Annotated in this window: 15 protein-coding genes; 4 read left to right on the forward strand and 11 right to left on the reverse strand. The window is 69.8% G+C overall.

The genetic code is table 11. From position 1 onward, the window contains the following. The first annotated feature begins 99 nt into the window (after positions 1-99). Positions 100-546, forward strand: a complete 447-nt coding sequence (locus SBI80_RS14215) for a pyridoxamine 5'-phosphate oxidase family protein (RefSeq protein WP_318975430.1) — start codon at positions 100-102, stop codon at positions 544-546. On the opposite strand, the gene dosR is transcribed toward SBI80_RS14215, so the two are convergent. The 3 genes from dosR to SBI80_RS14230 all read right to left on the reverse strand — a co-directional run bounded on the left by dosR (position 538) and on the right by SBI80_RS14230 (position 4,294). Beyond that, a complete protein-coding gene (dosR, locus tag SBI80_RS14220; RefSeq protein WP_318975761.1) occupies positions 538-1,191 on the reverse strand; it encodes a hypoxia response regulator transcription factor DosR/DevR in 654 nt (217 codons plus the stop codon). The genes SBI80_RS14215 and dosR overlap by 9 nt on opposite strands. A 101-nt stretch (positions 1,192-1,292) precedes the next feature. Continuing rightward, the gene (locus tag SBI80_RS14225) at positions 1,293-2,117 is read right to left on the reverse strand and encodes a universal stress protein (RefSeq protein ID WP_318975431.1); all 825 of its coding nucleotides are present in this window, start codon (positions 2,115-2,117) and stop codon (positions 1,293-1,295) included. Positions 2,118-2,251: 134 nt separating this feature from the next. Further along, the gene (locus SBI80_RS14230) at positions 2,252-4,294 is read right to left on the reverse strand and encodes an erythromycin esterase family protein (protein ID WP_318975432.1); all 2,043 of its coding nucleotides are present in this window, start codon (positions 4,292-4,294) and stop codon (positions 2,252-2,254) included. 304 nt (positions 4,295-4,598) lie between these two features. Between SBI80_RS14230 and SBI80_RS14235 the strand changes: the two genes are divergently transcribed. Next, positions 4,599-4,916 carry a dsRBD fold-containing protein gene (locus SBI80_RS14235; protein ID WP_318975433.1) on the forward strand — a complete coding sequence of 106 codons (318 nt, stop codon included), beginning with the start codon at positions 4,599-4,601 and terminating at the stop codon, positions 4,914-4,916. On the opposite strand, the gene SBI80_RS14240 is transcribed toward SBI80_RS14235, so the two are convergent. Genes SBI80_RS14240 through SBI80_RS14265 form a run of 6 tightly spaced genes read right to left on the reverse strand, consistent with a single transcriptional unit; the run spans position 4,888 to position 8,860 of the window. Continuing rightward, positions 4,888-5,379 (reverse strand): DUF2231 domain-containing protein, encoded by a 492-nt coding sequence (locus SBI80_RS14240; protein WP_318975434.1) that lies wholly within the window; start codon positions 5,377-5,379, stop codon positions 4,888-4,890. The genes SBI80_RS14235 and SBI80_RS14240 overlap by 29 nt on opposite strands. A 50-nt stretch (positions 5,380-5,429) precedes the next feature. Beyond that, on the reverse strand, positions 5,430-5,663 hold the full coding sequence (locus tag SBI80_RS14245; RefSeq protein ID WP_318975435.1) for a ferredoxin: 234 nt from the start codon (positions 5,661-5,663) through the stop codon (positions 5,430-5,432). Beyond that, positions 5,660-6,883, reverse strand: coding sequence for an NADH-ubiquinone oxidoreductase-F iron-sulfur binding region domain-containing protein (locus SBI80_RS14250; protein ID WP_318975436.1), 1,224 nt, complete (start codon positions 6,881-6,883; stop codon positions 5,660-5,662). The genes SBI80_RS14245 and SBI80_RS14250 overlap by 4 nt, the downstream gene beginning before the upstream one ends. After that, positions 6,880-7,440, reverse strand: a complete 561-nt coding sequence (locus SBI80_RS14255) for a ferric reductase-like transmembrane domain-containing protein (RefSeq protein WP_318975437.1) — start codon at positions 7,438-7,440, stop codon at positions 6,880-6,882. The genes SBI80_RS14250 and SBI80_RS14255 overlap by 4 nt, the downstream gene beginning before the upstream one ends. Further along, positions 7,437-8,387, reverse strand: coding sequence for an FAD:protein FMN transferase (locus tag SBI80_RS14260; protein WP_318975438.1), 951 nt, complete (start codon positions 8,385-8,387; stop codon positions 7,437-7,439). The genes SBI80_RS14255 and SBI80_RS14260 overlap by 4 nt, the downstream gene beginning before the upstream one ends. Further along, positions 8,384-8,860 carry a hypothetical protein gene (locus SBI80_RS14265; RefSeq protein WP_318975439.1) on the reverse strand — a complete coding sequence of 159 codons (477 nt, stop codon included), beginning with the start codon at positions 8,858-8,860 and terminating at the stop codon, positions 8,384-8,386. The genes SBI80_RS14260 and SBI80_RS14265 overlap by 4 nt, the downstream gene beginning before the upstream one ends. Before the next feature lie 61 nt (positions 8,861-8,921). Here SBI80_RS14265 and SBI80_RS14270 point away from each other — a divergent pair, with 61 nt between their 5' ends. Both SBI80_RS14270 and SBI80_RS14275 read left to right on the forward strand, forming a co-directional pair. Beyond that, positions 8,922-9,596, forward strand: a complete 675-nt coding sequence (locus SBI80_RS14270; RefSeq protein WP_318975440.1) for a response regulator transcription factor — start codon at positions 8,922-8,924, stop codon at positions 9,594-9,596. Next, entirely contained in the window at positions 9,593-10,801 is a 1,209-nt protein-coding gene (locus SBI80_RS14275) for a sensor histidine kinase (RefSeq protein ID WP_318975441.1), read from the forward strand. The genes SBI80_RS14270 and SBI80_RS14275 overlap by 4 nt, the downstream gene beginning before the upstream one ends. Before the next feature lie 35 nt (positions 10,802-10,836). On the opposite strand, the gene SBI80_RS14280 is transcribed toward SBI80_RS14275, so the two are convergent. Together SBI80_RS14280 and SBI80_RS14285 are read right to left on the reverse strand one after the other, a co-directional pair. Further along, positions 10,837-12,000, reverse strand: coding sequence for a serine/threonine-protein kinase (locus tag SBI80_RS14280; protein ID WP_318975442.1), 1,164 nt, complete (start codon positions 11,998-12,000; stop codon positions 10,837-10,839). A 30-nt stretch (positions 12,001-12,030) separates the two neighbouring features. Beyond that, the gene (locus SBI80_RS14285; RefSeq protein WP_318975443.1) at positions 12,031-12,300 is read right to left on the reverse strand and encodes a metal-sensitive transcriptional regulator; all 270 of its coding nucleotides are present in this window, start codon (positions 12,298-12,300) and stop codon (positions 12,031-12,033) included. Between the last annotated feature and the right edge of the window lie 172 nt (positions 12,301-12,472).

Consider the following 12,472-nt stretch of genomic DNA (forward strand, 5'->3'; position numbering starts at 1 on the left):
GACGATAGTCGCCCCGTGGCGAGCGAGGGGTCTTTGGATCCCGATATCTGTGACTTAGGCCTCCGGAGAACGATGGCCCATCGGCATAGCGTCTGGCCCATGGTCATCACGTCTCAACCCATCAGCATCATGTCCGAGACCGAATGTTGGGAACTGGCTGCGAGCACCGCGCTCGGGCGGCTCGTCACCAGCGTCGACGGTCATCCCGAGATCTTTCCGGTCAACTTCGCCGTGCAGCACCGCACCATCCTGTTTCGGACGGCCGAGGGCACCAAGCTCGTCAGCACGGCGATCAACGACCGCGTCCTGTTCGAGATCGACGACCACGACACCAGCGGGGGATGGAGCGTCATCGTCAAGGGGGCGGCGCGCGTGGTCCGAACCGACGAGGACCTGGCCGACGCGGAAGCAGCCGAACTCCTGCCGTGGACTGCCACCACCAAGCAGCACTACGTCCGCATCCGGCCGCTGAGCGTCACGGGCCGGCGCTTCACGTTCGGGCCGGAACCGGAAGGCGATGCGGCGCGGACGTGGCCGTCAGACTGAGCCGTCGGGCTTGGACGGCCGTTCCAGCTTCGACGCGAAGACCGCCGCCTGCGTGCGCCGCTCCATGCCGAGCTTGGCCAGCAGGCGCGAGACGTAGTTCTTGACGGTCTTCTCCGCCAGGAACATTCGCGCAGCGATCTGCCTGTTCGTCAATCCCTCGCCGAGGAGGTCGAGCAGCACCTTCTCCTGTTCGGTCAAGCCGGACAACGGATCCGAGCGCTCCGCGGCTCCGCGCAACTTGGCCATCAGGGCCGCGGCGGCTCGGTTGTCCAGCAGGGAACGGCCTGCGCCAACGTTCTTGATCGCCTGCGCTAGTTCCATCCCCTTGATGTCCTTGACGACGAAGCCACTGGCACCGGCGAGGATCGCGTCGAGCATCGCCTCGTCGGAGGTGAACGAGGTGAGCATCAGGCACCGCAGGTCGGGAAGTCGGGACAGCAGATCTCGGCACAGCTCGATGCCGTTGCCGTCGGGGAGCCGCACGTCGAGGACCGCGACGTCGGGTCGCAATGCCGGGATCTGAGCCATGGCCTGGGCCACTGATCCAGCCTCGCCGATGACGTCGAGTTCGGGATCGGCGCTCAGCAGGTCGATCAGGCCGCGACGCACCACCTCGTGATCGTCGACGAGGAATACCGTCACCATCGCTACGCCCTCCCGGGTGCCGTCGCGCCGCCCCGGCCGTGATTGCCTCATCACGTCGGTGGACTGGCTGTCGTTTCGATAACCATTGTGCCTGTCGTAGGTCATTGCGCATCGCTTCCGGAGAACAGGACGGGACACGTCAGCGTGTCGAGGACGGCACCGCGGTCGGCTGCGGAGGGCTCGCGGATGGTCTGGCCGGGCCGAACGCCCCGCACGACGAGCTGGATGGATTCGCCGTGGCGGGCCAGGTATTCACCGGCGTCGTCCTCGACGGCCCGGATGTCGAGACCCGGTTCGGTGCGACGCCATCGGTCCAACTGAGATTCCAGCGGCGTCGGCGCATCACCGCCCCGCGATCCTTGCGCGGACAGCACCCGTAGCGGCGCCGACCGGAGCCGTGCTTCGGCGACGGCCTGACTGAGGGTCTCGGGGCAGGCGACCGCGTCGTCGAGTTCGACGACGATGGGCCGACTCTCGCGCAACGAGGGCCGCGCCTTCCGGACGATGGCCACCGGGCAGCGGGCCTTGGCCAGGACTGCCGCGGCCACCGAACCCTTGGACTTGCCTCCGACGTCGTTGATGCCGAGCGCGCCAACGCAGATCAAGGCAGCCGACGTCGACGCCTCGACGAGGGCGTCCACGGCGCGGGCTTGCACGATGGCGATCTCGAGCTTGACCGGCCGGTCGGTCGACTCGACGGCCATCGAGGCGTGCCGGATGGCCGCCTCCGCAGTCACGAAGTCGTGGCTGAGCGAACGGTTTCCGGCGACGGCCGGCGAACCCTGAGGTTCGATCGCATACAGCAGGCGCAGGGGGAGATCGCGTTCCACCGCTTCATCGATCGCCCAGAGCGCCGCAGCGACCGCCTCGGATGATCCATCGATGCCGACGATGACGGCAGGCGACGGCGGAGAGGTCGCGCGCATGTGGTTGCTCCAGGGTGGTCTCGGTGGTCACCACGACGGTAAGGCCACCGGGGCGCCGGCGATCAGGGGCAAAGGTCCCTCCTGGCGCGGCATTGGTCCTGCGGTCCCCGGAATGATCGGCGGGTCGCCAGGAATCAGAGACCGCTGGGATAGGTCTCGGGCGTCTGCCCTTCGATCCAGAGGCCCGTCGGCTCCATCGGCGTCAGCGCCCTCGTCACGTCGATGTGGGTCAGCGCGTCGTACTGGTCGGCTGGCCGAACGTGGAAGTAGTGACTGTGGCGTTCGGTCTCTGGCCGGTAGATGACCCCGATGGCGCGGTGCAGCCGTACGGCCGCCAGTACCTCCGCGGCGTCGGCGGATCGACCGTCGTCCATCCGGACGAGGAACGCCGGCTCCTCGCACTCGTGGAACAACTCCTCCAGGCTCCCTGGCAGGCCGGGCCGCACCGTCTTTCGCTCGGCCGCACCACCCCACTCGCTGGCCGCCGTCACCGTCCCCCGGTAGGTGCTGAACCCGAGCAGGCGGCACTGGTTCCCATGCCGCTCGCGGACCAGCTGGCCGAGGGTGTGCTGACCGTCGGCACCGACTTCGGTGGCCCGCGCATCCCCCACGTGAGAGTTGTGCGCCCATACCACGATTCGAGAACTTCCTGGCTCGCCGTCGCGGTCGAGGTGGGCCAGCAGGGCGTCGAGGGTTTCGGCCATGTGGGTGTCGCGCAGATTCCACGAGTCGACGCGGCCGCCGAACATGCTGCGGTAGTACTCCTCGGCGTCGCGCACGGTCGCCGCGTTCTGCAGCGCGTCGAACAACTCGTCCTCGGCCCGGGTGCCGTCGCGTCGGAGGTAGGCCAGGGAGTCGCGTTGCATTTCGATCAGCTGCTCCACGGCCTGGCGTTCGCAGGATTCTCCGGCTCCGAATGCCGCGGCGTAACCGTAGGCCTGGCCGTCATCCCCCGAGACGTGATCGAAGCAGGAGTAGCGCCGCCGTGCCCGGGCCGCGGCGACCTGGTCGACTGTGTCGAGGTAGTCGACCACGGCCCCCATCGAACGATGCAGACTGTAGAGATCGAGTCCGTAGAAGCCGGCCTCCGCACGGGATTCGCGCCGCTGGGTCTCGTTGTGGCCGTGTAGCCACTCGACGAAGTCACGGACGACGACGTTGCGCCACATCCATGCCGGGAAGCGTTCGAAACCGCTGAGGGCTTCGTCCGCGGTGCGGTCACCGCCGAGGCCGCGGACGAAGCGGTTGACGCGGTAGGCGTCGGGCCAGTCGGCCTCCGCGGCAACCGCGGTGAAACCCCTCTCCTCGATCAGCCACTGCGTGATCTCGGCACGGGCCCGGTAGAACTCGTGCGTGCCGTGCGAGCTCTCCCCGATGAGCACCACCCGGGCGTCGCCGATCACCTGGTCGAGCACGTCCGTGCTGGGCACGCCGTGCGGTGCGGGCACGGCGACGTTGCGGATGGCCTCCGCGGCGCGGCGGCGCGGAGGTGCGGTGCGGTTGGCCGTCACGGTCGCGGTGGCAAGGAGCTCGACGACCTCGTCGTCGCCGACTTGGGTGAAGTCCCAGTAGGAGGCCCCGACGGCCGTGAACGGTGTCGGCATCGATGCGCAGACGACGTCGTCGACGATGGCGGCGAACTCGCGGCAGGTCGACTCCGGAGCGGCGGGGACGGCGATCACGAGCTGCGCCGGTTCCTGCTCGCGGATCGCCAGCACGGCTGCCAGCATGCTGGATCCGGTGGCGAGTCCGTCGTCGACGAGGATCACGGTCCGGCCGGCCAACTGTAGGGGCGCCTTTCCGCCGCGGTATCTGCCCTCGCGCCGAATCAGTTCGCGGCCTTCGCGTTCGGCGATTTCACGCAGCTGGCGCGCATCGATGTGCAACCCACGCACGACGTCGTCGTTGAGTACCGTCCGGCCGCCGCTGGCGATCGCTCCCATGGCGAACTCCTCGTGGTCGGGGACGCCTAGCTTGCGCACGATGAAGCAGTCCATTGGCGCGTTCAGCGCGCGCGCCACCTCCCACGCCACGGGTATACCGCCTCGCGCCAGACCGAGCACTACGACGTCTTGGCGGCCCTGGTAGGCGCCAAGGAGTTCGCTGAGGACGCGACCGGCCTCGTGACGGTTGCGGAACACCGCGGCACCGGTGTCGCGGACGGGTTGAATGCTCATCGTTCGGATTCCTTCCCTAGCGGATGTTCACGCGGTCTGGGAGGCGGGCCGCGCGGTCCCGTCAGTGGTATCGAGCCGGGAAGGTCCGCGTCCGGACCGTCGTCGTCGATCCGATCCGATCACTCGCGCACCGCCCTCGATAGGGAAGGAAGTCCCTCGCCGCGGGTGCCGTTGGTCGCGCCGCCGCCCCTCGAAGGTGCGGGCGCGTTCGGATTCGCTGCCACCGGTAGTACCGGGGACCAACGACCCTGGCGTGGCACCGATGCCGCGAGCACAGTCGATGGCGTGAACGGAGGGAAACCCGATGAGCCACCACGACCACGACCGTGATGACGACCGCGATCATGACCGCGATCGTGACCACGAAGTGACCACGCGCCATGTGAGGATCACCGTCGAGCACGAGTCCGACCGCACCGAGGCCAAGGCTCACATGCGTTGGCGAAAGGCCGATCTGGTGGGCGTGGGAGAGGCGACGATCGATCCCGACGACCGCTATCCGAAACGGGTCGGGGAGGAACTGGCCGTGGCGCGGGCCCTTACGCACCTCACCCGACAGCTCTTCGTGACCACCGCCGGTGACATCGAATCCGTCACGGGTGAGGAGACGTCGGTGCGCTGACGGCGGCAGCGGTGTCACCCCAGGTGGCCCTGGCGCCCGAGTCGCCGATGCGGTACACCTGCACCGCCGTGGCGATGCTGATGACGATGACGACGGCCGCGACCACCCACGATGCCGTCCGCTCGACCGTGTGCCCGCGGGTCTCGCGCACGTGGATGCCCGCGATCAGGGCCGCCGCGACGAGCAGTGCGATCGCGAAGTAGATCATCGTGTCGCCCAATTCGGTGTGCTGGTGCAGCTGAGCCGACGGCCCGACCTGTCGTTCCAGCCATTCACCCGCGTCGGTGGTCAGCGGAGTCAGCGCCACCACCAGCAGCGCCAGACCGAGAACCAACCACACCAGGCGTCTTCGGGCGACCGGCCACACCGCGCAGACCGTCGCCAAGATGGCGACGAGGGGGGCGAGCACGACGATGAAGTGCACCAGCAGTGCGTGGACGGGAAGCCCACTGAACGTCGACACGGACTATCTCCTCTGGATCGGTGGAACGAGGATCGGGCGGCGCTGCCCGGTCAGGATGGGGGAGTGACGATGAGGGACAACGCAAGTCGCGGACAGCGGTTCACGGCGGTCCGTGCCTCGAAGATTCGTTCGGCGGGGACGACGACGTCGCGAGATCCATCGCGCGTCAGGGGGTAGCCCCAGTCGTCGCGATCGAGTAGCCCGGGCAGTAACTCGGTGCACAATCCGCGTCCGTCGCATCGCGTCCAGTCGACGTGCAGGCGCCGCACCTCGTGGCGCGTCACCGGGAATGCTCCGCGGGAGTCCGGTCGGTGCGACGAACCGCGGCAAGCACAGCGGCGCAGCGTCCGGCCCGATGGGCGGCTACGTCACCGGCGAAGGCGCGCAGAGCGCTGCGGGCGAATCGGACGACGCCATCCGGATGACGGCAGGCACCGCGGCCGTCGACGACGCCCAGGATGCGGTCGATCTCGTCGAGCACGAAGTCGTCCACCCGCCCGTAGGCGAGGTCGTCGAAGAGCTGGGCCAGCAGTGGCAGGCCGTTGCGGCACGGTCCACACTGCTGGGCTGCTTGTTCGGCGAGGTAGGCCACGACGTCGGCGGTGCGGGCGAGTCCGCACTGGTCACCGGCGAGGACGTGCACGATGCCCGCGCCCGGGGTCGCCCCGGACGATGCCAGGCCGGCGCGCGACAGGCGCAGGTGGGGAATGGCCGAGGCCGGGATCCAGGTGCCGTGGTAGCCACCGACGAGGACTGCTCCCACGTGCTCGGCACCACTTCGCGCCAGCACCTCGGTCAGCGCCGTGCCGGTCGCCACCTCCAGCACCGTTGGCCGATGCGAGGTTCCCGACGAGGTGATCAGCATCGTCCCCGGCTCGTCGGGGTCGCCGACCGACCGGAACCAACGGGGCCCGTAGCGGGCCACCAGCGCGACGTGGGCCAGCGTCTCGACGTTGTTGACCAACGTCGGCCGCCCCCGAAGGCCCGAGGTGGAGGCCGGGACGACGCGGTCACGAGGCGTGGCCCGGCCGCCCTCGATGCGCCGGATCGCGGCAGATTCCTCCCCGGCGATGAACGTGTCGGGAGCTTCGACGACGACCACGCGATGGCGGTCCAGCCCGGCTCCCGCGCGCTCGTCGATCGCGTACCGGGCTGCTGGCACTGCGCGCCTAGGCAGGTACAGGTAGACCTCGGTCGCGCCGATCGCCGCCGCCGCGAGTTGCAGGCCGTCGAGCACCAGGTGCGGCGCGTGCGTCACGAGCGTCGCGTCCTTGCAGCTGAGCGGTTCGCCTTCGGCGCCGTTGCCGACGACGACCGCCCTGCGTCCCGTGATCGAGGCCATCTTGCGCCCGGTGGGGAAGCCGGCACCACCGCGGCCCCGCAGGCCGGCGGCGTCGAGCGAGCCGATCAAACCCTCGGCGCAGCCCTCCGGCAGCACGCCGAACCGGGCGTGGTGATCCGGCAATCCCGGTCCCGACGCGGCCAGGAGTCGACTCGACGTCATCGGCCGGCCACCGAACGGGTCTGGGCGTATTCGACGAAGTCGGCCCGCAACCGCCACGTCAGTGCGGCGGCGACGCTCACCGCACAGCAACCGGCGATGGCGAGGAACCACGGCCGTCCTGTGTCTGTGCCGGTGCCCAGTGCGTGGGCGAAGGCGATCGGCCACATCAGGTAGGAGATCCAGTGAATGGCACGAAAGGTTCTCACTCCCAGCCGATGTCGCAGCAGACTGCTGGCGACGAGCACGATCAGCACGTCGATTGCGAGTGTTCCCAAGCCCAGCCAGAGGGGCCGGTAGGCGCCGAGGAGGGGCACGACGAAGTCGACCAGGCGCAGCTGGGCGTACGGATCGAAGAACAGCAGCGCGACGTGTGACGCGACCAGGGCGGTGCCAGTCAACGCGGCCACCAGGTGCACCTGGGCGACGGCGAAACGTGGCAGCACGCCGATTGGCCGGCCGGATCGGGTGGCGATACCCAGGGCAAGAGACACGGTCAGGAAGATCAGGGCCGTGACTCCGGTGCCGCGGCCCAGAGCCCACAGCGCTTCGCTGGTCATCTCCGCCGCTCCCGGTCGGGCGGCCAATCGCCGACGAAGTGGACCACGCGATGGCGGTCGACCAGTCGAGCCGTCAAACCAAGGGACCGAATCCATTGCGGCGCAGTCGAACCCCGCACGATCGCGGCAGTGGAGACGGTGTTCGCGGCATGACAGGTCGCGGCCGCGACGCTGACCGTCCGCCACACCGGGTTCGCGGGCCGTGCCGTGCGCGGATCCAGGATGTGGTGCAGAACGTCGTCACCGCGTCGCCAGCGGCGTCGAATCGTGCTCGAGGTGGCCAGCGCTGCACCGGCGGGGAGGGCAACCGAACCCTCGGGTTCACCGGTGGCATCGAGGACTCCCACTTGCCAGCCGCCGCTGGGGGCCGGCCCCGCGGTGGCGATGTCGCCACCCAGGTTGACCAGCACACCGGCGCGTGTGGTCGCGTGCACTCGCTTGGCGCACTCGTCCGCGGCGACGGCCTTGGCCGTGGCGCCGAGGTCGAGCAACATGCCCGGCGGCACGGTGACGACGCGGCCCTCGAGCGTCACCATCGACCACGACGTCGGGGTGAACACGATTGGGGGGAAGTCGGCGAGTGCCGTGGGGAGACGAGCGTCGAGGGACCGCGGATCGGGGTCGGCGCCAAGGGAGACCAATGCGGCGCCGATCGTCGGGTCGACGTCACCGTCGGTCAGCCGCGCCGCGGTGAGCGCAGCGTCCAGCAGGTCTGCCAGTTTGGCGCTCACCTCGGTGGGCAGGCCGGCCGCCGCGGCGAGCCGGCAGACCTCGGAGTCCGGCCGGAAGCGCGATGCGGCAGCTTCGACGGCGTCGAGTTCGTCGTCGACCTCGCGGCGCGCGGTCTGCAACGCGTCGGGATCGGTGACGACGATCTGCATCTCGCAGGTCCACCGCTGCCACTGCTCGCGCGCCAGGATCGGCGCCATCGTCGGCGGCGGGGTCACGAGCCGTGCGACATCGTGATGCGTGGCGAATAGTTCGGGGCCATCACCGTGGTGGGTGCGAGGGGGCGGCGCCTGGTGGTGGGTGGTTGCGAGGCGGGCGTCGTCGGCGCGGGCGCCTGTTCGGTGGTCCACGACGGGGTGTACTCGGGCGTCGGCGTCCAGTGCGTGGTGGGTGCCGGTTCGACCGGAGCCGGGTCGGTGGTGGGCGGAGCCGGGTCGGTGGTGGGCGGAGCCAGGTCGGTGGTGGGCGGAGCCAGGTCGGTGGTGGTGGTGACCGGGCTGCTGGCGGGCGGGGCCTCGGGGGCAAGCGCCGGCGCCGGCTCGATGGCGACGACGGGTGCCGTGACCGCGGGTGGCTTGTAGGTGTCGGCGTAGGCCAGCGAGGAGGCGCCCGCGACGCCCGCGACGCCGACACCGACCAGCGCCCACGAGGCAGCCCTCGCCCGGCGCAGTCCCGAACGGGGTGAATCCATGTGGCGATGCTGACAGCCGAATCTTCCAGCCTTCGAAGAATTGGCGTGGCAGGCTCGTCGGGTGGCCGACAGCACCGCGGCGCCGACGCTGCTCATCGTCGAGGACGATCGGGCCCTTGCGGAGCTCCTGCGCGAATTGTTCGTGGAGGAGGGCTATCGAGTCGAGGTCGTCCACGATGGCCAGCAGGGACTCCATCGTGGTCTGACGGGTGGATACGCCGGACTCATCGTCGACCGGGGTCTGCCGGTGCTGGACGGCGCCGAGCTCGTCGCGGTGCTCAGATCGCGGGGAATCGCCACGCCGGCATTGCTGCTGACGGCGCGCGGTGCGGTCGCCGACCGTGTTGCCGGCCTCGACGCCGGAGCCCAGGACTATCTGGTCAAGCCGTTCGAGGTGCCCGAGCTGCTGGCCCGGGTCCGTGCGCTCGTCCGACGGACCGACGCCGGTACCCGGTTGTCCGTCGGGGATCTCTGCCTGGACAGGGTCGCCCGTACCGTCAGCCGTCCGGGTTTGGCGGCCGACGTCGAGCTGTCGGAGCGGGAGGCGGCGCTGCTCGGTGTCCTGATGGCCGCACCGGGTCGCATCCACACCCGTGGGCAGTTGCTCAGCGCTGCGTTCGACGGCGTCGACACCCCCGGCGTCGTGGACACCTACGTGCACTACCTGCGGCGCAAACTGGGCAGGGGCATCGTCCGCACCGTGCACGGTACGGGATACCGCCTGGGCGCCGAATGACGCACGCCGACAACGACTTCCTCATCGTTCGGCGGGCTGGGCGGAGGGCTGCGCTGCAGGCCTCGCTGGCGCTGGCCGGGGTGTTGCTGGTGGTCGGCGGGGTCGTGTACGCCGTCGACGTCCGGGTCCAGAACCGGCAGATCACCGATCAGCTGACTGCGGTGGCCGCCACCGCCGACGACGCGGTCGATCCCCCGCCGGGTATGCAGATCGTCCTGCGCGATCAGGCGGGCAGGGTGCAGCAGAGCACCCCGGACCTTCCCTCTGCCGAGCTGCTCGCGCGGCCCGCGGGCTACTCGGCCATCCGGGTCGGCGGTGCGTCGAATCGTGTTCTGGTCGTGGACAAGCCCGAGGGCCGAATCGTCGTGCTGCTGGCCATGAACTCGTTCGAGGAGGCCCGTGGTCGATTGCTCCTCGCGCTCGGCGCAGCGGAACTGGCCGGCATCCTCGCCTCGATCGCCGTGGTAGTCCTGCTGACCCGAAGATCGCTTCGGCCGCTCACCCAGGCGCTGGCGCTGCAGCGCAGGTTCGTCGCGGATGCCTCGCACGAATTGCGTGCGCCGCTGACGTTGTTGCACACCAGGATTCAGCTGCTGGCTCGTCGATTCGAGGACGGCGACGCCCACCAGGCCAAGGAACAGATCGACGCTCTGGCCGCCGACACCAGGGTGCTGAGTGAGGTGATCGAGGACCTTCTGGCTTCGGCGTCGATGTCGGCCGGCGCGGTTCCCCGTGCCCGGGTGGATGCCGCGCAGGTCGCGGCCGAGGTTCACGCCAGCATGGTCGAACCCGCCCTGTCCGCCGGCGTGACCCTCGTCATGACGCGGGAACCCGAGGACTCGGACGTCACCGTCCTCGGTTCGGCGGTCGCGCTCCGTCGTGCCATCACGTCTCTGGTCGACAACGCGCTTGCCCACGAACATCGCGGCGGGGTGGTCACCATTCACGTCGAGCGACGCAACCTGGACGTCATCGTCGAGGTCCGCGACGACGGTGTCGGAGTCGACCCCGAGGCGGTCGCCGACCTGTTCACCCGGTTCTCGCACGGGAGCGGTCCCACGACCACCGGTCGGCCCCGGTACGGCATCGGGTTGACGCTGGTGCGGGAGACCGCGGTGGCCCACGGGGGACGCGTCGAGGTGGCGCCGACCCCCGGCGGGGGAGCGACGTTCAGACTGGTGCTGCCGGTCGCCACCGGCGCCTGACCGAGGATCCGGGGCCGGCCTCGCTCGGCGACCGGTCAGCCGTCGCCGCCGTGCCCTCGGCCCCGCTTCTTGGGCGGGTTGACCGGTACCGGCGGCGTGGTGTCCGTGGTGGTGGTGGTCGTGATGGTGGTGCCAGGTGCGGACGTCGTCGGGGGAGCGCTCGTGGTGCTGACCGGTGGCGGCGACGGAACCGGAGCCGGGTTGGCCCAGGAGTCGATGATGAACGCCGCCGCTGCCACGATGACGGCCACCACACCGGCGCCGAGTGCGACGAGTCGACGCGTCCGGCTCGGGGCCCGCCGGCGCACCTGAACCGGTGGTGGCATCGTAATCTGCGGGACCGGCGAGGTCATGACCATCGTCGACGGGCGCGGACCCACCGATACCGGGCGGCCGCGCCCCGCCAACGCGTCGGCCATCTCCGCGGCGCTGCCGAAGCGCCACTGGGCCTGCGGTGCCATTGCACGCTCGACGAACGCGGCCAAGGCCGGGTCGACGTCGGGCCGCAGTACGGCCAACGGACGCGGTCGCTGAGTCATGATGGCGTGCGACAGCGACCCGAGGGTGTCCTGCGGGAAGGCCCGGTGACCGGTGAGGGCCTCGTAGGCGACCACACCGACGGCATACAGATCGTCAGCCGGGGTGGCCGGTCTGCCCAACAGCCGGTCCGGGCTCAGGTAGGCCACGGTGCCGACGACCTGGCCGACCTGGGTCATGCTGGCGTCGGTGGTCTTCGCGATGCCGAAGTCGGCGACCTTCGCCGTGCCCGAGGCGGTGAACAGGATGTTGCCCGGCTTGACGTCGCGGTGCAGGATCCCAGCCTGGTGAGCCGCCGCGAGGGCTCCGAGCACCTCTGCGAGCAGGGTGCGGACGGCGGCCTGCGTTAGGGGCCCGCGGGCGACGAGGTCGGCGAGGCTGTGCCCTGGCAGGCGCTCCATGACGATGAACGACGTGCCCTGGTGCTCGCCGCGGTCGTAGATCGCCACCACGTTCGGGTGGCTGAGGGCGGCCGCCGAACGAGCTTCGTGTTCGAATCGGCGCAGGGTCTCGGCGTCCCCGGCCAACCGGGGATGCAGCAGCTTGACGGCGACCGCGCGACCGAGGCGGATGTCCCAGCCGTCGCGGACCTCGGCCATGCCGCCGTACCCCAGGACGCCGCGCAGCGCGTAGCGACCGCTGAGCAACTCGTCGGCCGGCATGGCGTCCACCGTAAACCGACGGTTCGACGGTCAGGCCAGGGCCATGAACAACTTCTCCAGCTCGGCCTCGCTCATCGGCCGGGAACCGTCGGCGGTGTCACCGGAGATGCACTCCCGCAGACCGGTCGCCACGATCTTGAATCCGGCCCGGTCCAGAGCCCGGGACACGGCGGCCAGCTGCGTCACGACGTCCTTGCAGTCACGGCCCTGCTCGATCATGGAGATCACCCCGGCAAGCTGTCCCTGGGCCCGTCGCAGCCGGTTCAACACGGCTGAAATGGCCTCTTCGTCTCCAACCATCCCTGATCTCCTCGTCCTCGGCGCCATGGGTCGACGTCATCGATCGACGCCGTAGTCAACACCGTACCCATGGGGGTATATGCCCGCCGGGGTCGACTCGAAGGTGCAGCCTTCGCCGGGCGTGGTGACGAAGGGCCCTAGGGCAGCAATACCACCCCGGTGTACGGTGGAA

The organism is Mycolicibacterium sichuanense, assembly GCF_033741125.1.
In the GTDB taxonomy this organism is placed as follows: Bacteria; Actinomycetota; Actinomycetes; order Mycobacteriales; family Mycobacteriaceae; genus Mycobacterium.